Source organism: Nocardioides antri (assembly GCF_008373765.1).
GTDB lineage: Bacteria > Actinomycetota > Actinomycetes > Propionibacteriales > Nocardioidaceae > Nocardioides > Nocardioides antri.
On sequence record NZ_VUJW01000036.1, the window covers coordinates 1 to 205 of the forward strand.

Genomic DNA, 205 nt, shown 5'->3' on the forward strand with positions numbered 1-205 from the left:
CAGCCCGCCGGCGAGGTCGCCCTCGGCGAACGACCGGGTCATCTCCTCGACCGCGAGGGCGGCCTCCGTGTCGGTGAGGGTACGCCGCACCTGACCGCCCGTGACGACCTCGACCGCGCGGAGCGTCGGGTCGACCATGATCAGGATGCTGCGCGACGGCAGCACGAGCGTGTTGTGGAGGCTGGTCGCGAACGCGTGGGGGTCG

1 protein-coding gene (cut by a window edge) is annotated in these 205 nt (G+C 72.7%); it reads right to left on the reverse strand.

Going from position 1 to position 205, the window contains the following annotated elements; translation table 11 throughout:
- On the reverse strand, positions 1-205 hold part of the coding region annotated (locus F0U47_RS22155; protein WP_149752320.1) for a DUF5130 family protein (this coding region is incomplete at its 3' end). The annotated region continues 137 nt past the right edge of the window; 205 of 342 annotated nt are visible.